The sequence below is a fragment of the Nocardia sp. NPDC051750 genome (assembly GCF_044453135.1).
Lineage (GTDB): Bacteria > Actinomycetota > Actinomycetes > Mycobacteriales > Mycobacteriaceae > Nocardia.
Genome location: NZ_JBITCK010000006.1, coordinates 480,013 through 505,414 on the forward strand (window position 1 = coordinate 480,013; position 25,402 = coordinate 505,414).

At 66.3% G+C, this 25,402-nt stretch carries 23 protein-coding genes and 3 pseudogenes; 15 read left to right on the forward strand and 11 right to left on the reverse strand.

Annotated features, from left to right (window positions below):
• The first annotated feature begins 26 nt into the window (after positions 1-26).
• The 6 genes from ACIA75_RS27020 to ACIA75_RS27045 all read left to right on the forward strand — a co-directional run bounded on the left by ACIA75_RS27020 (position 27) and on the right by ACIA75_RS27045 (position 5,685).
• Entirely contained in the window at positions 27-1,067 is a 1,041-nt protein-coding gene (locus tag ACIA75_RS27020; protein ID WP_397108758.1) for a LacI family DNA-binding transcriptional regulator, read from the forward strand.
• Between the two features lie 126 nt (positions 1,068-1,193).
• Positions 1,194-2,066, forward strand: coding sequence for an ABC transporter permease (locus ACIA75_RS27025; protein WP_397108760.1), 873 nt, complete (start codon positions 1,194-1,196; stop codon positions 2,064-2,066).
• A 43-nt stretch (positions 2,067-2,109) separates the two neighbouring features.
• Positions 2,110-3,150, forward strand: coding sequence for an ABC transporter substrate-binding protein (locus ACIA75_RS27030; RefSeq protein WP_397108762.1), 1,041 nt, complete (start codon positions 2,110-2,112; stop codon positions 3,148-3,150).
• Positions 3,151-3,167: 17 nt separating this feature from the next.
• Positions 3,168-3,971, forward strand: coding sequence for an ABC transporter ATP-binding protein (locus ACIA75_RS27035; RefSeq protein WP_397108764.1), 804 nt, complete (start codon positions 3,168-3,170; stop codon positions 3,969-3,971).
• Between the two features lie 41 nt (positions 3,972-4,012).
• Positions 4,013-5,170 (forward strand): glycerate kinase, encoded by a 1,158-nt coding sequence (locus ACIA75_RS27040; protein WP_397108766.1) that lies wholly within the window; start codon positions 4,013-4,015, stop codon positions 5,168-5,170.
• A complete protein-coding gene (locus ACIA75_RS27045; RefSeq protein WP_397108768.1) occupies positions 5,167-5,685 on the forward strand; it encodes a substrate-binding domain-containing protein in 519 nt (172 codons plus the stop codon). The genes ACIA75_RS27040 and ACIA75_RS27045 overlap by 4 nt, the downstream gene beginning before the upstream one ends.
• 279 nt (positions 5,686-5,964) lie before the next feature.
• Here the strand turns inward: ACIA75_RS27045 and ACIA75_RS27050 are convergent, their stop codons facing one another.
• From ACIA75_RS27050 to ACIA75_RS27060, 3 genes and pseudogenes are all read right to left on the reverse strand, one after another.
• The gene (locus ACIA75_RS27050; RefSeq protein WP_397108770.1) at positions 5,965-6,891 is read right to left on the reverse strand and encodes a siderophore-interacting protein; all 927 of its coding nucleotides are present in this window, start codon (positions 6,889-6,891) and stop codon (positions 5,965-5,967) included.
• A gap of 181 nt (positions 6,892-7,072) precedes the next feature.
• Positions 7,073-7,774: pseudogene (locus ACIA75_RS27055) on the reverse strand (mycofactocin-coupled SDR family oxidoreductase); the annotation flags it as partial.
• A gap of 105 nt (positions 7,775-7,879) precedes the next feature.
• The gene (locus tag ACIA75_RS27060; RefSeq protein ID WP_397108772.1) at positions 7,880-8,494 is read right to left on the reverse strand and encodes a TetR/AcrR family transcriptional regulator; all 615 of its coding nucleotides are present in this window, start codon (positions 8,492-8,494) and stop codon (positions 7,880-7,882) included.
• 223 nt (positions 8,495-8,717) lie between these two features.
• Here ACIA75_RS27060 and ACIA75_RS27065 point away from each other — a divergent pair, with 223 nt between their 5' ends.
• Positions 8,718-9,989 (forward strand): cytochrome P450, encoded by a 1,272-nt coding sequence (locus ACIA75_RS27065; RefSeq protein WP_397108774.1) that lies wholly within the window; start codon positions 8,718-8,720, stop codon positions 9,987-9,989.
• Between the two features lie 189 nt (positions 9,990-10,178).
• Here the strand turns inward: ACIA75_RS27065 and ACIA75_RS27070 are convergent, their stop codons facing one another.
• The gene (locus ACIA75_RS27070; RefSeq protein ID WP_397108776.1) at positions 10,179-10,856 is read right to left on the reverse strand and encodes a TetR/AcrR family transcriptional regulator; all 678 of its coding nucleotides are present in this window, start codon (positions 10,854-10,856) and stop codon (positions 10,179-10,181) included.
• A gap of 110 nt (positions 10,857-10,966) precedes the next feature.
• On the opposite strand from ACIA75_RS27070, the gene ACIA75_RS27075 reads away from it, so the two are divergent.
• From ACIA75_RS27075 to ACIA75_RS27085, 3 genes and pseudogenes are all read left to right on the forward strand, one after another.
• A complete protein-coding gene (locus ACIA75_RS27075) occupies positions 10,967-11,689 on the forward strand; it encodes a carboxymuconolactone decarboxylase family protein (RefSeq protein WP_397108778.1) in 723 nt (240 codons plus the stop codon).
• A 16-nt stretch (positions 11,690-11,705) separates the two neighbouring features.
• Positions 11,706-12,536, forward strand: coding sequence for a mycofactocin-coupled SDR family oxidoreductase (locus tag ACIA75_RS27080; RefSeq protein ID WP_397108780.1), 831 nt, complete (start codon positions 11,706-11,708; stop codon positions 12,534-12,536).
• Between the two features lie 103 nt (positions 12,537-12,639).
• A pseudogene (locus ACIA75_RS27085) lies at positions 12,640-13,167 on the forward strand (aldehyde dehydrogenase family protein); the annotation flags it as partial.
• A 115-nt stretch (positions 13,168-13,282) separates the two neighbouring features.
• On the opposite strand, the gene ACIA75_RS27090 reads toward ACIA75_RS27085, so the two are convergent.
• Positions 13,283-13,669: an MmcQ/YjbR family DNA-binding protein gene (locus tag ACIA75_RS27090; RefSeq protein ID WP_397108782.1), complete on the reverse strand. Its 387-nt coding sequence runs from the start codon at positions 13,667-13,669 to the stop codon at positions 13,283-13,285.
• 216 nt (positions 13,670-13,885) lie between these two features.
• On the opposite strand from ACIA75_RS27090, the pseudogene ACIA75_RS27095 reads away from it, so the two are divergent.
• Positions 13,886-13,984 (forward strand): annotated as a pseudogene (locus tag ACIA75_RS27095) (3-hydroxyacyl-CoA dehydrogenase); the annotation flags it as partial.
• A gap of 222 nt (positions 13,985-14,206) precedes the next feature.
• Complete coding sequence (locus tag ACIA75_RS27100) at positions 14,207-14,581, forward strand: YciI family protein (RefSeq protein ID WP_397108784.1); 375 nt, start codon at positions 14,207-14,209, stop codon at positions 14,579-14,581.
• Here ACIA75_RS27100 and ACIA75_RS27105 read toward each other — a convergent pair.
• Positions 14,575-17,391: an AAA family ATPase gene (locus ACIA75_RS27105; protein ID WP_397108786.1), complete on the reverse strand. Its 2,817-nt coding sequence runs from the start codon at positions 17,389-17,391 to the stop codon at positions 14,575-14,577. The genes ACIA75_RS27100 and ACIA75_RS27105 overlap by 7 nt on opposite strands.
• A 217-nt stretch (positions 17,392-17,608) precedes the next feature.
• Positions 17,609-18,379, reverse strand: coding sequence for an SDR family NAD(P)-dependent oxidoreductase (locus ACIA75_RS27110; RefSeq protein ID WP_397108788.1), 771 nt, complete (start codon positions 18,377-18,379; stop codon positions 17,609-17,611).
• Between the two features lie 180 nt (positions 18,380-18,559).
• Between ACIA75_RS27110 and ACIA75_RS27115 the strand changes: the two genes are divergently transcribed.
• Positions 18,560-19,072 carry a VOC family protein gene (locus ACIA75_RS27115; protein WP_397109114.1) on the forward strand — a complete coding sequence of 171 codons (513 nt, stop codon included), beginning with the start codon at positions 18,560-18,562 and terminating at the stop codon, positions 19,070-19,072.
• A 24-nt stretch (positions 19,073-19,096) separates the two neighbouring features.
• Here the strand turns inward: ACIA75_RS27115 and ACIA75_RS27120 are convergent, their stop codons facing one another.
• The 4 genes from ACIA75_RS27120 to ACIA75_RS27135 form a co-directional block, all read right to left on the reverse strand.
• Positions 19,097-19,603, reverse strand: a complete 507-nt coding sequence (locus ACIA75_RS27120; protein WP_397108790.1) for a hypothetical protein — start codon at positions 19,601-19,603, stop codon at positions 19,097-19,099.
• Between the two features lie 145 nt (positions 19,604-19,748).
• Positions 19,749-20,606 carry an ATP-binding cassette domain-containing protein gene (locus tag ACIA75_RS27125; RefSeq protein WP_397108792.1) on the reverse strand — a complete coding sequence of 286 codons (858 nt, stop codon included), beginning with the start codon at positions 20,604-20,606 and terminating at the stop codon, positions 19,749-19,751.
• Entirely contained in the window at positions 20,603-22,405 is a 1,803-nt protein-coding gene (locus ACIA75_RS27130) for a dipeptide/oligopeptide/nickel ABC transporter permease/ATP-binding protein (protein ID WP_397108794.1), read from the reverse strand. The genes ACIA75_RS27125 and ACIA75_RS27130 overlap by 4 nt, the downstream gene beginning before the upstream one ends.
• Entirely contained in the window at positions 22,402-23,343 is a 942-nt protein-coding gene (locus ACIA75_RS27135) for an ABC transporter permease (protein WP_397108796.1), read from the reverse strand. Before ACIA75_RS27135 ends, ACIA75_RS27130 begins: the two co-directional genes overlap by 4 nt.
• 643 nt (positions 23,344-23,986) lie before the next feature.
• Between ACIA75_RS27135 and ACIA75_RS27140 the strand changes: the two genes are divergently transcribed.
• Together ACIA75_RS27140 and ACIA75_RS27145 are read left to right on the forward strand one after the other, a co-directional pair.
• Positions 23,987-24,679, forward strand: coding sequence for an MspA family porin (locus tag ACIA75_RS27140; protein WP_397108798.1), 693 nt, complete (start codon positions 23,987-23,989; stop codon positions 24,677-24,679).
• A 62-nt stretch (positions 24,680-24,741) separates the two neighbouring features.
• Positions 24,742-25,398 (forward strand): MspA family porin, encoded by a 657-nt coding sequence (locus ACIA75_RS27145; RefSeq protein WP_397108800.1) that lies wholly within the window; start codon positions 24,742-24,744, stop codon positions 25,396-25,398.
• Positions 25,399-25,402: the final 4 nt, after the last annotated feature.

A 25,402-nucleotide genomic window follows, 5' to 3' on the forward strand; every position in this document is an offset into this window, starting at 1 on the left:
CGCACGAGAGAACGAGGCACGAAGCCATGGCGGCTGTGAGATTGCAAGATGTCGCGACCCGGGCGGGCGTCTCCCAGGCGACCGCGTCCCGGGTGCTCAACGGCTCGTCCCGCGTGCCCGGCGAAGGCGTCGCCGACCGGGTTCGCGCCGCCGCCGCCGAATTGGGATATGTGGCAAATGCCCAGGCCCAGGCCCTCGCGCGATCCTCGACCGGACTCATCGGACTCGTCGTGCACGATATCGCCGACCCCTACTTCTCCTCGATCGTGCAGGGCGTCCAGGCGGCGGCGCGCCGAGCCGGCAAACTCGTCCTGCTGTCCAGTACGCAACGCGATTTCGATATCGAACGCGAAGCCGTGAGCACCTTCATCTCACACCGCGCCGATGCGATCATCCTGGCGGGTTCGCGCCAGAGCGGGGATCTCGACCGCGATCTCGAGAAGGACTGTGCGCGGTATCTGGACAACAACGGCAAGGTGGTCGTCATCGGGCAACCGCTGCCGTTCGGCGCCGCCGTGGAACCCGAGAACCATGCGGCCTCTGCTCAACTGGCGCATGCCCTGCTCGAGCAGGGACACCGGGATTTCGCCGTGATCGGCGGTCCGGGCAATATCAGGACCGCTGTCGACCGGCGCAACGGCTTCGCCGAAGCTCTCGCGACGCAGGGAGTGACACCGCTGGTGGAGATCGCGGGCGATTTCTCCCGCGACGGTGGTTTCAGCGCCGCTCGCCGCCTCGCCGCCGCGCTGGATCTGCAGCCCGGACAGGCCGGCGGCATCGCGCCCTGCGTTTTCGCCGTCAGCGATGTGATGGCGATCGGCGCGATCGCGGCATGGCGTGAACTCGGCCTCACGGTGCCCGATGATGTCTGCGTCGCCGGGTTCGACGATATCCCGACGCTGCGCGACCATGTGCCCAGCCTGTCCACGGTGGCACTGTCGCTGGTCGAGATCGGCGAACGGGCCGTCACGCTCGCACTCGACGACTCGGCGACAGCCTCGCATGCCCACGAGTTCGTGCCCGGCCACGTGATCCTGCGCGACAGCAGCATTTTGCGACGAGCCTGACCTGGGACAACCCGAAACCCTTGACACTGTGCGCCCGATCACACTAGCCTCGGACCCAGCGTCGGAAAGCGCATTCCCGGCGGGTGTAGTGCGAACCCCGCTCCACTACTAGCTTTAGGACTCCAGATGGCGGTAGTCACGTCCGTCGAGGCCGGTTCCTCCGCACCGAAAGCGACGCAACCCGTTCGCACTCGGCGCCGGAAACTCCCATCCCTATCCACCCTGTGGTCGACCGTATGGCGGCCGCTCGCCCTGGTGGCGGTGCTCATCGTCGCCTGGTGGGCCGTCACCGAGTTCGAACTCGTCGAGCCATACATTCTGCCGTCGCCGGCGGATACCTGGCGCACCGCGGCCGACAACTCGGCATATCTGCTCCAGAACACCTGGGTCACCACCTACGAAACGGTGGTCGGCTTCGTTATCGCCGCGCTGATCGGCGAAGCCGTCGCGCTGGTGATGATCTACTCCCGCGGCGTCGAGCGCACGATGTACCCGCTCATCCTCTTCGCTCAGGTCATCCCCAAGATCGCGATCGCGCCGCTGTTCATCGTCTGGCTCGGGTTCGGCACCAGTCCCAAGATCCTCGTGGCCGTACTGATGGCCTTCTTCCCGATCGTCATCGCCGGTATGGCCGGGCTGCGCTCGGTCGATCCCGAAATACTCGAGCTCACCTCCACGATGGGCGCGAGCAACTGGAAGACGTTCGTGAAGGTGCGGTTTCCGGCATCACTGCCGCAGTTGATGTCCGGACTCAAAATCGCCGCCACCCTCGCGGTCACCGGCGCTGTCGTCGGTGAATTCGTCGGCGCGAACGAAGGGCTCGGCTACGTGATTCTGCAAGCCAACGGCAATATCGACACCGCGATGCTGTTCGCCGCCCTGATCATCATGTCCATGCTGGGCATCATCCTGTTCGCGATCATCGAAATCGCCGAACAGTTCCTCATTCCCTGGCACGCCTCGCGCCGCTCCACGGCTTCGGCCGTCGGCGCGGTATGAGCCTGTCGAACACCCCTATCAGTGCCACAGCTGGAGAACTCGCATGAAATTCCGAACTCGTACACTCACGACGATCGCCGCCGCCGCGGCCGCCTCGCTCCTGGTATTGACCGGCTGCGGGGGCGGAGGTAGCCAAGCGAAGGACCCCGGCACCGACGGGGAGACCACCGCGGTATCGCTGATGCTCAACTGGTACCCCTATGGTGAGCACGCTCCCTTCTACTACGGCGTGCAAGAGGGCATTTTCGCCAAACACGGCATAGATCTGACGATTTCGGCCGGCCAGGGCTCCACCAAGACCGCGCAGGCCACCGGTTCGAAGCAGACCGATTTCGGCTGGGCCGATACCCCGGCAGTCCTCAGCAATATCGACAAGGGCGTCAAGATCAAGAGCGTCGGCGTCTTCCTCCAGACCACGCCGTCGGCAGTGCAGGTATTCGCCGATTCGAATATCCGGACGCCGGCAGATCTGGCCGGTAAGACCATTGCCGTCTCCGCCGGCGACGCACCGACCACCACCTTCCCGGTCTATCTCGACAAAGCGGGTGTTCCGGCGGATCAGGTGACCCAGCAGAGCCTCGACTCCGCGGGCAAGATGTCGGCGATGCTCTCGGGTCGCGTCGACGGGCTCATCGGATTCGCGCACGACCAGGGCCCCACCATCGCGAACAAGAGCGGAAAAGAGGTCCGCTATCTGCGGTATTCCGATCAGGGCCTGAGCTTCTTCAGCAACGGCCTGATCGCGAACCAGGCCACCATCGAATCCTCGCCCGAGCTGGTACAGGCCATGGTGGATGCGACCAGCGAGGCCTTCGCCGCCGCGGTTGCGAAACCCGAGGCCGCGGTCGCGGCGATGGAAGGCAAGGATCCGCAACTGCCGCCGCAGGCGGTGCTGCTCGAGCAGTGGCAGCAGACCATCCCGCTCCTCAGCACCCCGGAGACCGCCGGTAAGGCGCCGGGCACCAATTCCGAAGCCGATTGGCGCGCCACCGTCGATGTCCTCAGCGGTGCCGGACTCCTCGACAAAGCCGAGGACCCGGCCAAGTACTGGGAGTCGACGTTCGCCCCCACCGGCAAGCCCTGACCGGAACAGGTGACGATATGAGCACACCCACCGACACTCTCGCCCGCACCGACACCGCCGTCGCGGTAGCCGATCTGAGCGTACGGTTCTCGTCCAAACGCGGCGAGGTCACCGCGCTCCACGAGGTAGGACTCCAGGTCCGCCGAGGCGAATTCGTCTCGATCGTGGGCCCGTCCGGCTGCGGCAAATCGACGCTGCTGAAGGTCGTCGCCGGCCTCACCGATCCGAGCGGGGGCAGCGTCGAACTCGGCGGCGCCCCCGTACGCGGGCCACAGCGCAATATCGGCTACGTATTCCAGCGCGCGGCACTGCTGGAATGGCGGACCGTCCGCAAAAACATCCTGCTCCAGGCCGAGATGCGCGGCATGAACAAACGGGCGGCCGAAGCCGAATGCGCGCGCCTCATCGAGATGACCGGGCTCACCGGATTCGAGAACGCCCTGCCGCACGAACTCTCCGGCGGTATGCAGCAACGGGTTTCGCTGTGCCGGGCCCTGTTGCACGAACCGGAAGTGCTGCTGATGGACGAGCCGTTCGGCGCACTGGACGCGCTCACCCGGGAACGGATGAATATCGAGCTGCACCGTATCTGGCGGGAAACGGGCACGACGGTCCTGCTGGTCACCCATTCGGTGGCCGAGGCCGTCTACCTCGCCAACCGGGTGGTCGTGATGAGCCCGCGGCCGGGCCGGATCGTCGAACTGCTCGACGTGGACCTGCCCGCGCACCGGGAGTACGCCACGACGATGGAGCAGCCGGAGTTCATCAGGGTCGCCAACCGGGTCCGGGAGCTGCTCGGCTCGGCGGCGCACGCGGACTGATATTCGATCCCCCGCCCACTCGCTGACAGGAAGACGACCGCGTGAAGGTTCTGGTTGCCCCGGACAAGTTCAAGGGAAGTCTCTCCGCATCCGAGGTGGCCGACCGGCTGGCGGAAGGTTTGGCGATGGCGGGGGTCGACAGTTACCGGATGCCGCTGGCCGACGGCGGTGACGGAAGCGTCGACGCCGCGGTCGCGGCGGGGTTCGTTCCGCATCCGGTGACGGTGGCGGGGGCGGCCGGAACCCCGAGCTACGGGCGGATCGCCGTCTCCCCCGGCACCGCGGTGGTCGAGGTCGCCAACACCTGCGGCCTCACCACCCTGCCGAGCGGTCGCCCGCTGCCGTTGGACGCGAGCAGCCTCGGTATGGGACAGGCAATCTCACAAGCGATGCGATTTCGGCCGCGCCGATTGGTCCTCGCCCTCGGCGGCAGCGCCGGCACCGACGGCGGAATGGGACTGCTGGCAGCCCTCGGCTACACCTTCGCCGATGCGAGCGGAAGGCGACTACGCGGGTGCGGACGCTCTCTGGGGCGAGTCCATACGGTCGACTCGTCGCGGGCCGTGAAGCTCACGGGCGTCGAGATCGTGGTCGCCGGCGATGTCACCAACCCCCTGCTCGGACCGCACGGTGCGGCGGCGGTGTACGGGCCACAGAAGGGGGCCACCGACGAAGAGGTCCGGTTTCTCGAGGCCGGGCTGAACAACCTCGTCCAAGCGTTCGCCCGCAGCGGCTACCCGGAGGCGACGACGGCCGCGGCGGCGGCCGGAGCGGGTAGCGCGGGTGGAATCGGCTTCGCCGCGCTACTCCTCGGCGCCGAAATTGTCTCGGGCGCCGACTACTTCCTCGATCTGCTCGGGTTCGATCGCCATCTACCCGGTTGCGACCTGGTGGTCACCGGGGAGGGAAGTATCGACGAGCAGACACCGAACGGCAAACTACCCACGGTGGTTGCCCGCCGCTCATATCCCGTTCCGATAGTCGCTGTTGCCGGTCGGAGCACCCTGCCCCCGAACCGGTGGGGCGCGGCAGGATTTACCCGTATTCATACCTTGGGCGACTACACCGACCGGGATACCGCCGACGACCCCGACCTGACCCGGCAGCTGCTGACCCGAATCGGCCGGCAGATCGGATATGCCGCGGCCTACGATCCCGACGTTGTCGTCGACAACGAGCAATCGCGTCTCGGCGGTTGATCAGGAGCGAACAGGGCGCCGACCATTCACTTCCGTCGAACGACCTGCTGATGGGAGCCGGCCGATGCTTCGGCTCCGGCGACGCCCGTGCCATCCGGCGCCGCGACGGATTCACCCGCGCTGTGGGCGAACTGCTACCGGACGAACCCGTCCGCATCGTCGACCTGCCGGACCGCGATATCTCGATGGACACCGGTGTCGACCTGCTCGACGCTGCCCTGGAACGCTTCCCGGAAGCGACAGCGATCATGTTCGCCACCGATGTCCTCGCCACCGGCGCCGTTCTCGCGGCACAGCGCCGTGGGATCGCCGTGCCGGATCGCCTGGCCATCACCGGGTTCGGCGATTTCGAGATGTCCCGGCATCTCAACCCGGCCCTCACGACAGTGAGCGTCGATGTCGGCACAATCGGCACCAAGGCCGCCGAACTGCTGCTGGCCCGGTTGGCCGGTACCGCGATCGAGTCGGCCACCGTAGACGTCGGCTACCGGATCGTCACCCGCGAAAGCGCCTGAGCACCAGCACCTCTCGTGACTGCGAGTGACCCCGGGCCGGCGGTGGGCGATGATATCGACGGCACAGAACGGCAACGATCGAAATCGGGCACTTGCAGGGCCTGCTAGACCTACTCGCCTCGGACATGAGGCTCCTGGGTGACAGCAGAAGGCGGCCCCGCAACCGATCGTGGGGCCGAAGCGGTGGCCTGGCCCGCCTGCTGACACAACGTCGAGATGGCGGTCGCCGGCGCGCCGTGCGAGACCTCCCCGCCGGGCCCGGGGTCATCGCCGCCGAGGTCAGCGCGAAACCGCCCGGGACCCGAGCACGAGATCATGACCGGCGTCGCCCAGGTCGATGGACTCGGCCAATGCCGGATCGCGGATATCGGCACCGGTAGTGGCAGCATGCCGGTAGGCGATCAGGTTCACGGAATCGTTCTCGGTGCTGGTGATCCCGCGTTTCCAGTAGGCCCGGGCGAGGAGGTCGGAGCGGTCGACTCCCCATACACCGACGGCATGCGCACGGATATCGCGAACCTGGGCCGCCTCGGCAGCGATCCAGACTTGGGTGCGGCGACCGCCGGCTATCGAGTCGGGGGTGTGGTCCAGGGTCCGGGTGATATCGGCGAGGTGGTGCAGTGTCAGATTCGGATGCGCCGGAACGAGTTCGATATCGGCAGGATGCGGAGTGGCGACGTAGACCGATACGGCACGGTCCGGGGCGAGACCGTCGAGGATGGCGGAGATGGCCGGGAGTGCGGTGCCGTCGCCGATCAGCACATGGTCGCGGATTCCGGCACCGACCGCCCATTCGGGTCGCATCCCGGACAGCGATACCGGGTCACCGGGGCGCGCGGCGGTGAGCCAGTCGATTCCCACGCCGTGGTCGTGCCGGGCCACATCCATGGTCAATCGGCGTGCCCGCGGATCGAATGCGCGGACGGTAAAGGCACGGAGCACCGGCTGCACGGTATCGGCGGGCCATTCCGGAATCCCGGACTCGCCGCGCACCGGTGTTGCCACCGCGGAATCCCGCGCAGGTGGCAGCATGAGTTTGAACGCGTCGGCCGGATGCGGGTCGTGATATTCGTCCAGATCCGGTCCTTCGAGGACGACGCGGGTGTAACCCGGGGTCAAGGGCTCGATCCCCGCGACGAACAACTCGAGCGACAACAACCGCCGGCCCTGTGACCGTTCCCAGATCCCGGCCTTGATCGACTCCACCGCACCCACCTCTCGACAATTAGGGTAGGTAACCCTAATTACCGATGGTAACGCAAACTCACGTGCACCTGCGAAACACACGAGGTGTCTCGCCGTTTTCACCTCGGCGTCGCGACGCCGACAGCAGTGGCCGGCGTCGCCACACCCCCGCGCAACTGCCCGGCAACAGGGCCACGGCTCGCTACTTCAGGAGACTTCCCGCGTCGACCGGTAGTGGAAGTCCGGTGATGTAGCGGGCTTCGTCGGAAGCGAGGAACAGTACCGCGTTGCTGATGTCCACCGGTTCCACCCAGCCCACCGGCAGGACGTGCATGAGCTGGGCAACGGGGGCGAAGTCGTCGGGGCCGGGGTTCTCCAGGTCCGGCCGGAACAGTTTCATCGTTCCTTCGTTCATGAACATCGGAGTGTTGACATTGGTGGGCAGCACCGAGTTCACCCTGATGAAATGCTGGCCCAACTCCACGGCGAAACTGCGCATCAAGCCGACGACTCCGTGTTTGGCGGCGATGTAGTGACCGGTGTTCGGGTAGGCCTTCAGACCGCCGACCGAGCTGGTCAGGACGATCGACCCCCCGCCGACGGTCAACAGGTGGGGCACACCGGCTTTCACCGTTTTCCAGACCCCGGAGAGGTTGATATCGATCATGGTCTGCCAGTCGGGTTCGCTGGTCTTGTCCAGGGTTTCGCCACCGTTGCCGATACCGGCGTTCGCAACGATGACATCGAGGCGACCGAGCTGTTCCACCCCGTTGTCGAGTGCGGTTTTCAGGGCGTCGTAGTCGCGGACGTCGACCTGTTCGGTCACGATCCGCCGGCCGTGATTCTTGACCAGATCGGCGGTCTCGGCCAGATCTTCCGGTGTCGACGGGGCGATATCGTCACTGCCGAACGGCCACCACGCAGAACCGGTGGCCGCGGAGATCGACCAAGATTTGATCGATCGATAAAACTGTGACACCGGCGGCGGGAACTGTCAACGACGAACCGGCTATTCAGGGTGGCGGGCGCCTCCGGCGGTCGCGACCGGCGGCCGATACCGGCTCATCAGGTCCTCCACGAAATCACGCAGTTCGTCGTGCCCTTGGCGCATACCCACAGCGCCCTCGTTGCAGAGGATCCGGGCCGCGCCGGTGAGCAACATCGATACAACGACGGGCGGGAACTGGGAGAGGTCGACCCCGCACGAGCGCAGGACGAGGGTGACCGCGGCGGTTTCGATATCGCGGACACGTTCGGCGAACACCTTCAGCTCCGCTCCCACCGCCTTGCGATGATTGGCCAACGCCATGAACTCGGTGTTCAGCTGGGTGAACCGGGCATCGGTGTTGATCTCCCACAACACCTGCAGCGGATCGTCGGCGGTGAGCGCCTGCCGCATCCGGTCCAGCACCTTGTCGCCTCCGGCACGCATTACCGCGACGAACAGGTCGTCCATCGTCGGGAAGTAGTAGTACACCAGGGTCGATTTCACCCCGGCCACGGCCGCGACCCGCCGTGAGGTCGCCGCGGCGTACCCCTCCTCACGGATGATCTGAGCGGTCGCCTCCATCAGCCGCAGCCTGGTCCCGGTGCCGTCGGCTTTGGTGGCACGCTTCGTAGGCATTCAGTGGCACCGCCCGAATTCGCGGCCGACCGGCCCCTTCGCGAAGGGGGCCGCAATCCTTGACTGCCCGAAATGCCACATGGTAACCATGGTGCACTCTAACATTTTATCGATCGATCAACTTTCGAGGAGGGCGGCGAACGTCCACCTCGGGCGGATCGACGAGACAGCGAACGGTCCGGCGGCGTCATCGCGCGGACCTGCATCGAAAGGCCGCGAGCCGATGACCGACCTTGCCGCACGGGATTTCTTCTCCGACGAAGCCATCGCCCAGGACCCCTACGAGTACCTCGACCGGCTGCGCAGCCGGAACCCGGTACTCCGGGAACCCCATTACGGGGTTGTCGCGGTGACCGGCTACGAGGAGGCCAACGAAGCCTTCCGCAACACCGCGGACTTCTCGGCGTGCATCTCCATCGGCGGCCCGTTCCCGCCGCTGCCGTTCGAGCCGGCCGGTGACGATATCTCCGCCCAGATCGCCGCACACCGCCATCTGTTCCCGATCTTCGAGCACATGGTGACCATGGACCCGCCAGATCACACTCGCGCGCGGTCCCTGCTCAATCGCCTGCTCACCCCGAAACGGCTGAAGGAGAACGAGGACTATATGTGGCGGCAGGTCGACCGCCAGCTCGACGAATTCCTGGACGCCGGACGGTGCGAATTCCTCGGCGACTACGCGAAACCGTTCGCCACCTTGGTGATCACCGACCTGCTCGGCGTACCCGAAGCCGACCGGGAGCGGTTCCGCGAGACCCTGGCCGGCGACGACCGGTCCGGCCGGCGCCCGGGCGCCCTGGACCACGAACCGGTCGGCCGCAATCCACTGGAATGGCTGGACGAGACGTTCAGCGCCTATATCGCCGATCGCCGCCGCACCCCCCGCACCGATGTCCTCGGCACCCTGGCGACCACTCACTACCCGGACGGCACACTGCCCGAGATCATCGACGTCGTACGCCCCGCGACATTCCTCTTCGCGGCCGGTCAGGAAACGGTGACGAAACTGCTCAGTTCCGCGGTACGGGTGCTGGCCGAGCGGCCGGATCTCCAGGAACGGCTCCGCGCCGACCGTGGTCTCGTCGGCAACTTCATGGAGGAAGCGCTGCGGATCGAAAGCCCGACCAAGGTCGACTTCCGGCTCGCCCGCCGGTCCACCTCCCTCGGCGGTGTCGATATTCCCGCCGGCACCGTGATCATGCTCTGCATCGGCGCCGCCAACCGCGATCCCCGCAAATTCGACGAGCCCGGCGAATTCCGGCTCGACCGCCGAAATGCCCGCGAGCACATCGCCTTCGGCCGCGGTATCCACACCTGCGCCGGAGCGCCGCTGGCCCGGGTGGAGGGTCAGGTCACCCTCAATCGGATGCTCGACCGGATGCGCGATATCGCGATCGACGAGAGCGCACACGGCGCCACGCACCATTTCGAATACGAGCCGACATTCCTCCTGCGCGGTTTGCGCGACCTCCACATCACTTTCGCCGTCGCCTGAACTCCCGACGGCGATCCCCGGCAGGAAGCCGTCCCACCACAGGATGCGGCCGGCCCCTGCCCGGCTGCCCGGCTGCCCGGCTGCCCGGCTGCCCGGCTGCCCGGCTGCCCGGCTGCCCGGCTGCCCGGAACGCATGGCCGCTCAATGTATTTCGTCGAGCGAAGGTGACTCGGCGCGGCCACAGTGCCGTTACGGGAGGGTACGCAGCGTGGGTCGTTCGAGCCCGGAGGTTTCCACTGCGGCCAGCGTCTCGGCCGACGGCGGTGTCGCAAGCTGGGCCACCAGGGTGTCGAGCAGTTGGCCGACATGCACCGCGAACGGCGCGACCACCGACCCCATCCGGCGCATACTGTGCCGATCCGCGCAGATATGCAGGCAGATCGCCGACGCCTGATGAATGCGGATATCCCGCAAGGGCTGGGGAACATGCTCGATCAGAGCCCCGACGCGGGCGTAGTAGGCGCGTTCGGAGTCGCGGTGGGTGGCGGGCAGTTTGTCCAGCGGGTGCGTCTCCCGCACGAGCTGCTGGAGGAACGACAGGTAGTAGCAGTTGTCGTCCTCGGCCAGTTCCATCAGCGGCAACTGGTGGGCTTCGACGACGCGCCGCAGATCACCCGCCGGAACCCGGGCCTCCAGCAGCCGGCGGCGCCGTGTCAGATCCTCGACGCGGTTAAGCAGGATCGCCTCGATCAGGCCCTGTTTGGACCCGAAGTGGTACTGCACCGCCGATTTGTTGCCCATGCCGGCTTCGTCACCGATCCGGCGCAGCGGTACTCCGTCGAGGCCGTGTATCGCGTAGAGCCGTTCCGCGGTGAGCACAAGCTGCTGCTTGGCGGAGAGGCCAACGGGGGGTGCCGACTCGGTCATGGGTTCATCAAACCACCCCCTGGACTTTCTAAGGCATACGCCTTAATGTCAGATCACTCACATTACTTTTAAGTAGTTAGGTAGACACTATGGGGAGCTACCGGTCCGTGATGACCGTCGAACCACCCGAAGCGGGCACCCCTTTCCAACGCGCGGCCCACGATTTCGTCATCGATCAGGTGTGGTCGCGTCCCGGGTTGCCGCGGCGCGAACGGCGCTGGGTCACCCTGACCTGTGTCGGCGCGGCGGACGCACCGCAGCCGATCGAGGACCAGGTCTTCGCCGCCCTCAACAGCGACGACATGACCATCGACGAGATGCTGGAATTCGTCCTGCATTTCGCGGTCTACAACGGCTGGCCCAAGGCGTCGCACCTGGAAGGCGTCATCCGCCGGCAATGGGCCCGGGTGCAGAGCGAACGGGGACTCGATGCCGCGATCCGGCCGCCGGACAATGCCAGCCTGGGCTCGACCGATTGGACCGAACGAATCGCGGAAGGCACCCGCGAATTCATCGACGTCAACCTGATTCCCGCCCCCACGCCGGAAACCCCCTACATCCACGCCGGAATCCTGAACTTCGTCTTCGGCCACGTCTGGCAGCGGCCCGGGCTGAGCCGGCGTGATCGCCGGTTCATCACCGTCGCCTCCGTCGCCGTCTGCGATTCCGCGCTGCCGCTGGCCTCCCATGTCGGCTCCGCACTGGAATCCGGCGATATCACCAAGGCCGAGATGGACGAGGTGGTCCTGCAACTCGCGGCCTACTCCGGTTTCGCCAAAGGCGAGGCCCTGCATTCCACGGCCGAAACCGCCTGGGCCCGGCTGGGTCACTGAGAAAGGAAACACCACCATGTCAGGACTGGACGGACGCGTCGCGTTCATCACCGGAGCCGGTCGCGGCCAAGGCCGCGCCCACGCCGTACGCCTCGCCCGCGAAGGCGCCGATATCATCGGTATCGATATCTGCGCGAACGTCGACTCGATGACCTACCCCAATGCGAGCGAAGCCGATCTCGCCGAAACCGAGAAGATGGTCCGTGATCTGGGCCGAACCATGATCGCCCGCAAGGCCGACGTCCGCGACTACGACGCACTGAGCGCGGCCTTCCAGGACGGATACGAGCACTTCGGCCGTCTCGACATCATCGTCGCCAATGCCGGCATCATCCGGATGGGCCCCGAATCCGACGATTTCCTCGCCGACTGGAACGATGTCATCGATACCAACCTCACCGGCGTCTACCACACGATCCGCGCCGCGCTCCCGGCCCTGCGCGAAGGTGGCCGCGGCGGGTCGATCGTCATCACCAGCTCCACCGCCGGGCTCAAGGCCTCCCCCTCACTCAACGCCAGCGGCAACGCCTACGCCGCCGCCAAACGCGGTGTCGTCGCACTGATGCAGGGACTCGCCGGCTACCTCGCACCCGAATGGATCCGCGTGAACACCATCCACCCGACCGGTGTCGCCAGCGGGATGACCCTCAACGACGCGATGCGCGAACTGATGGAACAGGCCGCCGCCGGCGGCCAGAACTCGATCTCCGGAATGCAGAACGCCCTCCCCCTGCAGATGCTCGGGCCGGAGGACATCGCGGGCGCCGTCGCCTACCTCGTCTCCGACGAAGCGAAATTCATCACCGGCGTCCAATGGCCCCTGGACGCGGGATTCATGATCCGCTGACCACACCGACGACAGAGACCGCCATGACCTCCAGCCCCGCCACCCCGATCCCACCGGAGACTCTGCCCACCGGCCTGCTCATCGCGGGCGAATGGCTCCACGGTTCATGGAGAAGTTCCTCACCGTCGTCACTTCCGCCACCGTCGGCGACCCGTTCGACCCGCTGACCCTGGTCGGTCCCGTGGTCAGCCGAGCCGCCACCGACCGGATACTGAACACCATCGACCGCGCTGTCACCGACAGGACGGGAGAACTCGTCACCGGAGGTCGTCGCGTCGGTGGCGACCTCGCCGCCGGCTACTACATCGAACCCACCGTCTTCGACGCCGTAGACAACCGGTCACCGCTCGCTCGAATCGAAACGTTCGGCCCGGTCGTCTCGGTACTCCGATTCTCCGACGAAGAACAAGCCGTCGCTCTGGCCAACGACACCGATTACGGACTCAACGCCTACGTCCAGACCCGTGACCTGACCCGTGCGCACCGGGTCGCCCGCCGACTCGCCGCCGGATCCGTCTGGATCAACAGGAACAGTGACCTTTCTCCGCCGAGCCCGTACGGCGGGTACAAACAGAGCGGCACCGGCCACGCCGGCGGACTCGAAGGACTACACGAATTCCAGCAGGTCAAAACATCCGCGTCGCCATGCGTTGACCTCAGGCCCCGCGCGGGTCAGTGGAGACGGGATACCTGCCTGCGAACCGCCCGGCCGCCGGTTTCCGTTTGCCTCTCGGAGTCTGGAATGCTCATGGTTCGCCCCGTGCGAATCGGTTCGGGTCCACCGGCCGCTGGACCTTCGGAAGCTTTTCCACCACCAGCAGATACGATTCCGTCACCAGATCGTCGACCAGCGCCGCGTCGATGTCATCGCCCGGGGTCAAAGTGATCCAATGCAGCTTGTTCATGTGATAGCCCGGCGTGATGTGCTCGTAGGACTCCCGCAACGCCTTCGCCTCACCCGGCTCGGCCTTCACCGTCACCATGGGCTCGCCCGTCACCTGCGTGAGCAACATGAAGACCTTTCCACGGACTTTGAAAACGTCCCAGTCCGGACCGAACGGATGCTCCAGACTCGCGCCGGGTAGCTCTCGAGCCCGCGCCGCCGCCCGCTCCAGCTGTTTCGTTCCCCGCATACCACCGCCCTTCCGATCACAGGTTGCCGATCGGAACGCTTGTTCAGCGTGGTCATGCGGTTCCGAGGCGCCGATTCAGCCCTCCGGTCGACAGCGTCGGAGGTTGTATCGCACCCACCATTATCCCGGCCGACACAGTTCGCGTCGGACCGGCACGGCCTTCGACGCCAACAAAGCCGTAAAACGCGTCAAACGTTGCCGGAAGACATCAGATAATCCCTCGGTGCACAGGTCCCGCATCCGTCTCGACTCGGAGATCCAGCCGAGTTCGGTGCGCTGGTACGCCACATCGTCGAGAACCCGATGCTCAAATAGCCGGCTTCGGCCGGGCCCGGCAAGACCGGCAATATGACCGATATCGACTTCTTTGCTGATCGGGCAGACTGAGGCCCGCCGCCGGCGAACGAGCGCTGATGCGTGAGCGAATCCGGGCGGTTCGTCCGGTGCCGTCCCCGCGACCGCCACGGCAGATCCCGGGCGTGGATACCCGCGCCCGTCTCGAAAGAACCCGTCGATCCGCGTTGAAGGAGAATCCGAGTGCCGCAATACTTCCTGACCCTGCCCCATGACACCGCCGAGGAACCGACGATGGAATCCATGCAGGATATGGACCCCGCCGAACTCGAAGCGATGATGGCCGCTGTCGAGAAGTTCAACAACGACCTCGTCGCCGCCGACGCGCTGGTCACTGCCGGCGGGCTGCATCCGCCCTCGACCGCCATCACCGTCGATGCCTCCGGAGACGTCCCGTCGCACACCCGGGCGCCCTTCGTCGAGGCCACCGAGTACGTCGGTGGCTTCTGGATCATCAACGCCGACGACGAATCCGCCGCCGTGGCCTGGGCCGAACAAGCCTCCGCCGCACTGGGATCACGCATCGAGGTCCGCGCACTTCAAGAAGCACCTCAGTAGAGATGTGATCGTGGCAGCCTTTCCGTCGCCGGCTCAGTTCTCCCGCTCGCGGCACCCTGGTTGTTGCCGGCTTCGGTCAGCAGAATACGGGTGAGTTCGGCGCGGGAGTTGACTCCGGCCTTCTGGTACATCTTGCGCAAGTGGTAATCGATCGTCCGGGTGCTGAGGAACATCTGTGCCGCGATGTCCCGGTTCGTATAACCGTCGGCGACGGCTTCGGCGATCCGCGCTTCCTGCGGCGTGAGTTGCACGGCACCGGTGGCAACGCGGGGTTGGATGCGTACGCCGGTGGCGCGCAGTTCTTCTCGGGCGCGATCTGCCCAGCGGTCGGCCCCCAGCAGGTGGAAGGTTTCCAGGGCGGCGTTGAGCGGCGCACGGGCCTCGGACTTGCGCCGGTTGCGGCGCAGATACCGGCCGAAAAGCAGTTGTGTTCTGGCCGTCTCGAACGGTTGGTCGGTGTGCTCATGTAGTGCCAGTGCGCGACGGAAATCGGCTGCCGCGTGTTCGGGCGGGGCGAGTAGTGCGCGGCATCTGGCGGCCAACGCGCCCAGCTCCGGTGTGCCGGCAACCTGCGCCCATCGGGTGAACAGTGCCAGTGGTTCGGCGGTCATGTCGATGTGATCGGACTGAACCGCCGCCTCGACCAGGTCGGGCACGTTCACCACGGTGACGCTGAGGTAGGAGCCGCCGGCCGGCGGCCGGAAGCGCAGCAGAGCCTGTTCGGGCCGGCCGGACGCAAGTTCGAGCAGACCGAGTGCGCGCTGGACGAGGACGACGATACTGACCATGCCGTGGTCGATCGCGTCGGCCATGACGTGACCGGCGAGCGTACGGGCCGCCTCGTCGTCGCCGCGCAGCGCTGCCAGCATGACCTGAGCGCCGCGAAACGCCAGGTGTGCGTTCCGCTGTCCGGTTTCCTCCGTCAGCCGGCAACCTTCCTCCGCGAACGCTTCCGCCGAGCGGAAACGCCCGCTCTCCAGGTCGTCCATGACCACCCGCCACAACGCCCAGGACAGGGGCACCGGTGCCCCGAGGCGTCGAGCATGGCGCATCGCGATCCTGCTCAGGTGCCGCCCGCGCTTTCGGTCGCCGAGTTCCCAGAGCATCCCGGCGGCCCAGGCTGCCGGACCCGGATCTGTCAGATGCGCTGCCGCGTCCAGGTCGCCGGGCGCCAATCCGGCTTCCTCTCCCTTCAGTGTTCGGCAGGTGCCGCGTAGCAGCCGGCCGAGGATCTCCCATACGCCGGTGCCGGTGAAATCGTGCCGTTCGACCACGTTCGACAACTCCGCCCACGCATCCGCCGCGTTGGCGGCGAAACCGGCCTCCCAGAACCGCATCAGCAGCGGGATCGCCTGGTGCGAGCCCGCTTCCAGCGCGCCGGGCAGGACCGGGCGCAGCATCGCCAAAGCGTCGGCGGGCCGACCGATGTGCAGTTCCAGCGACGCCCGTAACAGGGTTGCCCGAACGCGAAGGGGCTCGGCCGAACTGTCCGGTTCGAGGCCCTCCAACATCGTCTTGGCCCGGTCGAAATCCCCGCCGTGCCACCACGCTTCCGCGGATTCGAGCCTGCGCCGGGCCCGGCACAATCCGGGGTCACCCACTTCCATTGCCCGGGCGAGGAGCGCGGCGGTGGTGGCGGAACTCGACCGGGCGGCCCGGCTCGCTGCTTGCTCCAGCTCTCGGGCAACATCCTCGTCACGGCCCTCCACCGCCTGTCCCAGATGCCACGCACGAAGTTCGTCTTCGTCATCTACCACGGCGGCCAAGGCTCGATGGGCATTCCGCCGATCCCCGGCTGTGGCCCCGTGATAGACGGCAGAGCGAATCAGCGGGTGCCGGAACACCACCGTCGGCCCTTCCACGGTGACCAGGTCGTCGAGGTCGCCGAGTCCGTCGACAGCGGATTCGAGATCGGCATCGAACACAGACGCCGCCCGGCGCAACACGTCCCACCGGAGATGGCCGTCCGCGGCGATCAACAGCATCAGCCGCTGTAGTGGTTCGCTGTGACAACGAACCCGGCGCAGAAAGGCCTGCTGCAACTCCTCGACGAGTGGCAGGGGCCTCGGTGGCACGCGCGCACCGGCGACTGTGGCCGGGAGTTCGCGGATCGCCAGCGGATTGCCCGCAGTGGCCTCCAGTACCACGTCGCGCTGTGACGGAGTCAATCGCGTACCGACCTGCTCGACGAGCAGCTGACGTGCCGACGATCGGTCCAGGCCGGCCAACGGCAGGTCCACGGCGCCCGCAAGTTCGAGGCGGTGCCCTTCGTCGGAGCGGGCTGCCAGCACCAGTGCGATCGGCTCGGTGTCCAGTCGCCGTGCCACGAACCCGAGGACGTTGATCGACGCGTCTGCGGCCCAGTGTGCGTCGTCCACGAGGCAGAGCAGCGGGTTGTCCTCGGCCAGCTCCGACAGCAGCGACAGCGCCGCCAAGCCGACGAGGAATCGGTCCGGGGCAGGTCCATCCGTCAGCCCGAACACCACCCGGAGGGCGGCTGCCTGCGGTTCGGACAGCCGATCGAGCAGCTCGAGCGCAGGTTTCAGCAGATGGTGCAGGGTCGCGTAGCCGAGGTCGGATTCCCATTCGACGCACGTCACATGTAATACGCGCATATCTGCGCCAGCGCGGGCAGCATCATCGAGCAATGCGCTTTTGCCGATTCCCGGCTCCCCGTGGACCACAGCGAATCCGCCGTTGCCTGCCCGTGCCCGTGCCATCAGGGCCGCCAGTGCACCACGTTCCTTCTGCCTGCCATAGAGGTTCGCCGCGGTGTCCGGCCCCGGCGGTGAGGAGCGCGAAATCGTCATCGGGGTGTGGGTCTCATCATTCTTCGAAAGTCGCTGTTCGGGCACACCGAAACCGACACCGATCGCATGAGTTCCGAGCACCGGACATCGTCCCCGTTGTCCGGTGGACCGAACATGCGGTACCGGTGTCCGTGATCCGACCGCGTGATCGTACCGAACCCGGCCGCCACCTACGCCTACGAAACCCCGCCTGGTGAGCCTGGGGTGACAGCCCCCGTCAGGGCATGCCACCGTCGGAGCGCAGCGTGGCCCCGGTGGTGAAACTGGACGCGTCCGAAGCGAGGAACAACGCGGCACCGACGATTTCCTCCGGGCGTCCCGGACGCTGCAGCGCGTGGGCGGCGAAGGGATTGTCCTCGGGCGCGAGATCCTCCAGCTTCCAGCCGGCGGTGGCCTCGGTCAGATGCGGGCCTGCCATCAAGGTGTTGACCCGCACCGCCGGCCCGAATGCCAGCGCCAACCCCTCCGTCATCGCATTGAGCCCGGCTTTGGCGGCCGCGTACGGGACGATCGACGGCCGCGGCCGGATCGACCCCGAGGAACTGACATTGATGATCGAGCCGCCACCGGCGGCGACCATCCGCTCCCCCACCAGAACCGACAGCCGGAACGGGCCCTTCAGGTTGAGATTCAGCACGGAATCGAACAGCTTCTCGGTCACCGTACTCAGCGAATCGTAGACCGGCTGCATACCCGCATTGTTGATCAGCACATCGACTCTGCCGAAACGAGCGTAGGCGGCATCGACCAGACCGTCGAGCTGGTCCCACCGGCCCACATGCGCGCTGTAGGGCAGCACGGCCCGTTCGGTTTCCCGCTCGATCTCCGCGGCCGTAGCCGCGCAACTCTCGTAGTTCCGGCTCGCGATCACCAGGTCCGCACCGCACCGCGCGGCCGCGAAGGCCATTTCACGCCCGAGCCCCCGGCTACCGCCGGTGATCAGTACCACCCGTCCGCTCAGATCGAACAGCCTGTCGGCATAGCCCATGACACCTGCACCTCGAACTCCGGCCGGGAGGCCAGGCTCTTACCGGCCAGACCTCAGATTGAAACTCTTTGTTTCAAGAATGCTATTCTCACCACAGAGATTGCCATACTCTCCAGAGCGTTCACAAGCCATAGCGCTCACCAGCGATTCGAGAGGCCGATGGAAAGTTCGAGCGTGCCGGTGCAGTTACCCGGCCCAGTACGGCAGATCGGCTACGTGGTCGCCGATATCGAGGACCAGATCGACTCGTGGCTCGGGCTCGGCATAGGTCCTTGGTACGTCCTACGCGGATTGTCACAGCGGTCGCTCTATCGCGGATCACCCTGCGAAGTGACGGTCACGCTGGCGTTCGCCCACTCGGGACACCTTCAGGTCGAGCTCATTCAGCAGCATGACGACGCCCCGAGCATCTACACCGAGTTCCTCGATGGCGGAAACGGTGGCTTTCATCAGCTCGCTTGGTGGGCAGACGATTTCGAGGCGGCACTCGAATCGATTCACGCCGCCGGCCGTCCCGTGGTCTGGTCGGGCGGAGGCCCCGGGGGCGCCCGTTACGCCTACTTCGAACCGCCGTCCGGTCCCGCACCGATCATCGAGGTCAGCGAATACACCCCCGGCACCGCCCAGCTCGCCGCGATGGTCCGAAACGCCTGCGAAGAGTGGGACGGCAGGGATCCGATCCGCTCCCTGTGAACAAGCAACCAGACACGCGGGTCTTCATCCGCGATCACCGCCGGCCGAGAGTTCACATCGGCGGAACCGTTCGACTGTGTCGGTGCGAATCGGTACGCATGCGGCGCTCAGGGCCGCGCATTTGAACGCACGGGCAGCCGCGGTGAGTCGATGCCGCACCGGTATCGCATGTGCCCGGAACTCCCCCGGCCAGCGAGTTCCCCACAATGTCACCTCCTGCGCCAGCGACTTGTCGAGGAGCCGGAGCATTCCCTCGTGGACGCGCGTGTCCGAGGTGAGCAGTCCGGCGTCGACGGCGACAGCCTGTGGTCTGGCTCCGGGCTTCGCGGACGTCAGGCCGAACTCGATATCCACCACGCGTACGCCGAGGATGTCCAGTGGGCGCGTATCGGCGCAGTCGGCGACGAGCACGGTCACGTCCCAGCCGGACATCGCCCGGTCGAACAGCCATCCCCCGGCGTCACGCACCACCGTGCCGGCGGTCGGCGCGAGGGCCACCAGTCGCGGCCGCAGTGTTCGCCTTCGGGCCACGCCATTGTCTTCACCCTCGCCGGAGTACACACGCCAGGCGTTTCGACCGGCAGGGCCGGCTGACAGATCGACCACGATATTCGCTCCCATGGTAGTAACCGGTATCGGCCGCGCTCGAATTCACCCGGACGGGAACCCGCCCGGGTCATTCGGCAGCTGACCGGCCCGGGGCAGGGCCGGTCTGTTCCGCCAGCCGGCGACGCTCGGCCCGGCGGATCCGCTGCCGCACCGGGTCCGCGACCGGGGCGGCGAGCAACAGGCGCTGCGTATACGGGTGGTCCGGGGTCGAGGTGACGACCCGGGCAGGGCCGGTTTCCACGATGTCGCCCCGGTACAGCACAGTGACACGATGGCTGATGTGCCGGATCACCGCCAGGTCGTGGGAGATGAACAGGTAGGACACACCGGTCCGCCGCTGTATTCCGTCGAGCAACTCCAGGACCCGTGCCTGAGTGCTGAGGTCCAGCGCCGACACCGGCTCGTCGCAGACTATGAGTTTCGGCTCGGGAGCCAGCGCCCGGGCGATGGCGATCCGCTGGCGCTGGCCGCCACTGAACTCCCGGGGCAGCCGAGCGGCAGAATTACCGGGTAAGCCGACCTGATCGAGCAATTCGGCTATTCGCGATCGCGCGATTGCCGGCGCGATTCCCTGTACCACCAGCGGTTCGCTCAAGATCTCACCGATCGTGAGGGAAGGGTTGAGCGAGCTGTAGGGGTCTTGGAACACCACCTGGATTTCGCGGGCCAGCTGCCGGCGGCGCTTTCCCTTCACATGCGTGATATCGCTGCCGCCGAACCGGATGGTACCGGCGTTCGCGGCGGCCAGCCCGAGCACGGAGCGGCCGATTGTCGACTTGCCGGAACCGGATTCGCCCACAAGTCCCAATGTTTCGCCGACACCGACCGTCAGCGAAACGCCGTGCAGCACCTCCACCGGCCGCGCCCGCAGACCACGGCCCGGATAGGTAACGCGCAGATCGTTCACTTCCAGCAACGCGCTCATCGCACCGTCTCCCTGATCGCCGTGGTCTCGTCCCCCGGTTCATTGCCGGGCTGTTCGCCGCGCACTACGGTGTCGTCGAGAATGGAGTCGAGCAGCGTCCGGGTGTATTCGTGCCGTGGACCGGCGAACAGCTCCGGTGTGGTCCCGGTTTCGACGATCGCACCCCGCTGCATCACCGCCACGCGATCGCACAGATCCGCCACAACGCCGAAGTTGTGCGTTACCAGCAGCACCGACATATTCAAACGCTGCCGCAGGTCGTGGAGTAGATCGAGGATCTCGGCCTGAACGGTGACATCCAACGCCGTGGTCGGCTCGTCGGCGATGAGCACCCGCGGCCGTGCGGCCACGGCGCCGGCGATGAGGACCCGCTGTGCCATACCTCCCGAGATCTGGTGCGGATAGGAATCGAAAGTCCGTTCGGGATCGGTGATTCCCACCTGGTCGAGCATCGACAGCACTCGGCGCCGCGCGTCCCGCCGCGGCATCGGCGTGGCCGCTCGCACGGATTCCACGAGTTGCGCTCCGACCGTGAAAGACGGGTCGAGATTGCTCATCGGCTCCTGTGGGATGTAGGCGATCGTGCGCCCGCGGAGCGCCCGCAGTTCCCGCTCCCGCAACCCGAGCAGTTCGCGCCCGTCCAGCTCGATGGAACCGCTGGTCACCACGGCTTCGCCGGGAAGGACACCCAGCACGGCGAACGCGGTTTGCGTTTTCCCGGAACCGGACTCACCGACCAGACCGAGCGTCTCGCCCTCCGCCAAGTCGAAACTGAGATCGCTGACCACCTCGCGCAACTCGCCGGTCGGTGCCGGATAGGAGATGCTCAGATTCCGCACCGCCAGCACGCCGCCGGAACCGTCCACAGGCGATGAACGTGCCGTCGGCCCGGGCGCCCCGGTGAGCCGCGGTGGCCGGGGTTTCGTACCGCCTTCGAGGGTGTCACGCAGCGCGTTGCCGAACAGGACCAGTGCCGAGGTGATCACCCCGAGGAGAATGCTGGGCCAGACCAACTGCACCGGTTCGACGTACATATTGGCGAATCCCTCGGCGATCATCGCACCGAAGCTCGGTGTGGTGCTGGAGCCCACTCCGAGGAAGGCGAGTCCGGCTTGCACATTGATGGCGGTGGCGGCCAGGAACGCGGAGGCGATGATCACCGGTCCACGTACGCGGAACAGGATGTGCCTCGCCAGGATCCGGTGGTCCGGTAGCCCGGACACCCGTGCGGCATCGATGAAGAGCTCGTTCTTCACCCCGAGTACCTGGTTACGCACGATCCGGTAGATGCCCGGAGACAGTATGACGCCGAGTATCGCCATACTGGCCCGATAGTCGCCGTGGGTGACCGGCATCAGGATGATCAGCAGCAGGAGTCCGGGAAAGGTCATGAACAGGTTGAACACCCATTCCGTGGCGCCTCGGACACGGTCGCCGAAGTATCCGCCTACGAGCCCGAAGGTTATTCCTATGGCAAGTGCGATCCCCGGTGCGATGAGCGCGGAAACCACGCTGGTATTGATCGAATGGAGAAGTCGCGCAAGGATATCGCGGCCGTCCTTGTCGCCGCCGAGAAGGTAGCCCGGGCTACCGGGGTCGGCATTGATGGCATCCAGCGACGCGGCGTTCGGCTCATGTGTGGCAATTACCGAGCCGATCACTCCCGACAGCACAATGACCAGCAGCAGCCCGGCGGTGACGACTGCTTGCGGATCCCGCGAAAGTCTGTGAAGTACGGAGGTCCGTTCGACGGTACCGGGCGAGGCGGCAGTCTCCGGACCGGAGAGCTTCGTGCTCAATGGATCCTCGCTTTCGGGTTGAGCCAGCCGTTCAACAGATCGACGACGAGATTGACCCCCACGACCAGCATGACCACGAAGGTTGTCACGCCCATGATGACCGGCACATCACCCTGTAGGGAGGCGTTGAAGGCATAGCTGCCGTACCCGGGGAGGGCGAAGATGTTCTCGATGATGAGAGCGCCGCCCACCATGGTGATGAATTCGAGGGACAGGACCGTCAGCGCGGGCCCGACCGCGTTGCGCAGGGCATGCCGGAGCACGATCGATCGCATCGGTAGCCCCCGTGTCCGCAGGGTGCGGACGTAGTCCTTGCGCAATTCGTCGATCATCGCGCCACGCACCTGCGCGGTGAGGCCGGCTATCCCGGCCACCGTCAGCGCCATCACGGGGATGGCGATGGTGCTCGCCCACCGCGCGGGATCGTCGCCGAAGCGCGCGAAACCGGTAGCCGGAAACCAGCGCAGCCAGATGGCGAGCACATAGACCAGAACGATGGCCAGCAACAGGTTCGGCACCAGCAGGCCGGTCATCGAGATTCCTTGGGTGATCCGGTCGATCGCACCCCCCTGGGTGGCTGCCAGCACCCCGAGGGTCAGGCTCACGACCGCGGTGAAGAACACGGCGACCACCACGATGGACAGCGTGACACTCAACCGTGCGGTGACCGCGGATTCGACCGGTTCGCTGGTGAAATAGGAGACGCCGAAGTCACCACGCACGGCGTGCAGCAGCCAGTCGCCGTACTGCACCGGCAGTGGCCGGTCCAGCCCCATCGCGGCCTTCCGTGCCTCGATGGTCTCCGGGGTGGCGGCCGGACCGAGCAGGCCGGCCACGACGTCATCGAAGGTCAGGCTCAGCATCGAGAAGGTGATCATCGTGACGAGCAACGCCAGCACAACACCGGCGGCGAGGCGACGTCCGGCATATCCGATCATCGTGGGGCCTCGTTCCCAGGTCCGCGGACGCCGGCAGCACCCGCCACCGCGCCGGTCGGTTCGGTGGGCCGGCCTGCCTTGTCGTCGGCGCGCCTCGTAAGCCGATCCGTCTCCGGGCGGAAAGTGTGTGCGGGGCGCCGTCCGGCCACAGGTGGTGCGGGGCGGCGAGCGAAAGAGGAGCAGGTGGTTCCCGCGTTCCGAGCAGCGAGGGAAGGCACGAGCAACCGTGGACTGGGCGGTTGATCAAACATATGGGGCGAACTTCCTTGTTCTGCGATGTGGGTCCATTACGCGGCCGGAGACCCCGGTCACACAAGGAGTTGCCGTGTGTTGCCATGCCTGGGCAGCGCACCGGACAGCCGTCCAGCTCCCTGCGCCACGCGCCCACCCGCGCCTTACGGCAACTCGCGGCAACTGGTTGCCCCTGATCCCACCCGTCATCAACCATGACCACACCATGTGACGGGCGCCACTCGATCCGGCAGACCGCTTTCCGGCGGCGCGGCGCTCAGCCCGGAAAAGACAGCCCATTCAAGAAAGTCCGGGAACTTCGCCCGTCACGAGCTTCCGGCATCATCCGCCGGAACAGGCACTTTCCGATCTCCGGCACGACCGGTTTCCCATCGAGATGAGGGTCCAGCAGATGAAAGCAACTATCCCGGACCGCGCGCGCACCGCCGCATTCCGTAACGGCGCACGCCTGGCAGGAATCGGTACGGCCGTCACCGTGATCGTCGGCCTGTTGTCTGCCGGCGCGGCCGACGCCGATACCTTCGTACCGCTGCCCGACGGACGAACGGATGCCCCCGGGGCCACACTCACCCGGACCGCCGAGCGGGCTGTCGTCTCTCCTTCGATGGCAGCCAATGGCGCGGGACGGGTGGTGTGGGTGTCCGGCACCGTCACCGCCGATGTCCGCGCCACTCCTACCGTCGAGCGCCCCGGTCCGTACAGCAGCCCCGGGAATCAGCCCGGTACCAACAACTCCTCCACCCACGGCGCCAGCCAGGTGAACACGGGCTACATCGTCGGCTGCCAGGTCAGTATCGGCGACAAGGCCATCTCCGCGGGCCTGTCGGGCAATGTCAGCACCAATGGGGGCGGCTTGAGTGGCTCCGCGGGTATCCAGCTCGGTCCCGGTGACGTCGGGTTCGTCCGTGTCGGCTTCAAGGACGTTCTCGGGCCGGGCGTTTACAGCCTCGGCTACCGCGATGTCGAAATACAGATCCAGGGCTGTGGCGGCTACGCCCAGGCCCGCTCCTACACGGTCCTCGAGATCATCGGCGACCACTATTCCAAGACCACTCTGTACGGGGCTCCGTTCAGCATCGGCTGATCAGAACGCATCTTCAGCACAGCTCTCGGCCTGGCCGATTCGAACCCGGAGGGGTTAGCACCATGATCCACCACAGGAAATCCACGCTCATCGGGCTTGCCGCCACGGCAATTCTGGGATTCGCGGCCACCGGTGTCGCCGAAGCCGACACCTTCGTCCCGTTACCCGGCGGCAGCGTCACCGAAAGCCTCGGCGACGGCACCACCGTCACCGTGCGCATCGCCGCCGAATCCGCCACGATCAGCCCGTCGCTGGGCGCGACACCCCTGCATCGCAATGCCTGGGTATCGGCCAGCGCGCAGGTCGAGCTTTCCGCACCGGCCCGCACGGCAAAGATCAAACCGGGGTATGTCGTCGGCTGCCAGGTCAATATCGCCGGCGGCGGGGCGAACGGCGGCGCGAACTACAGCTCCGATTGGGCAGGCCAGAGCCCCTCGGCCGGCGGCAGCCTCGGCGGAAATCTCAGCCTCGGCCCCGGACAGGCGAAAAAGTTCTACCTCCTCGACCTCGAGGCGCCCGATGCCTTCGGCGCGGAATCGCATCGGAATTTCGCATCGTTCCGCGGCACCACCGGTAGCGTCACCTGGAGCAACAGTACGATCGGCCTCGCCGGCTGCGCGGGCTACGCGCAGGCCCGGGCATTCGTCGAGGCGGAGGTGGAGACCGGGACCGCCAAAGAGGTCGTCACGGTATGGGGTCAACCGTTCAGCCTCGGCTGACCAC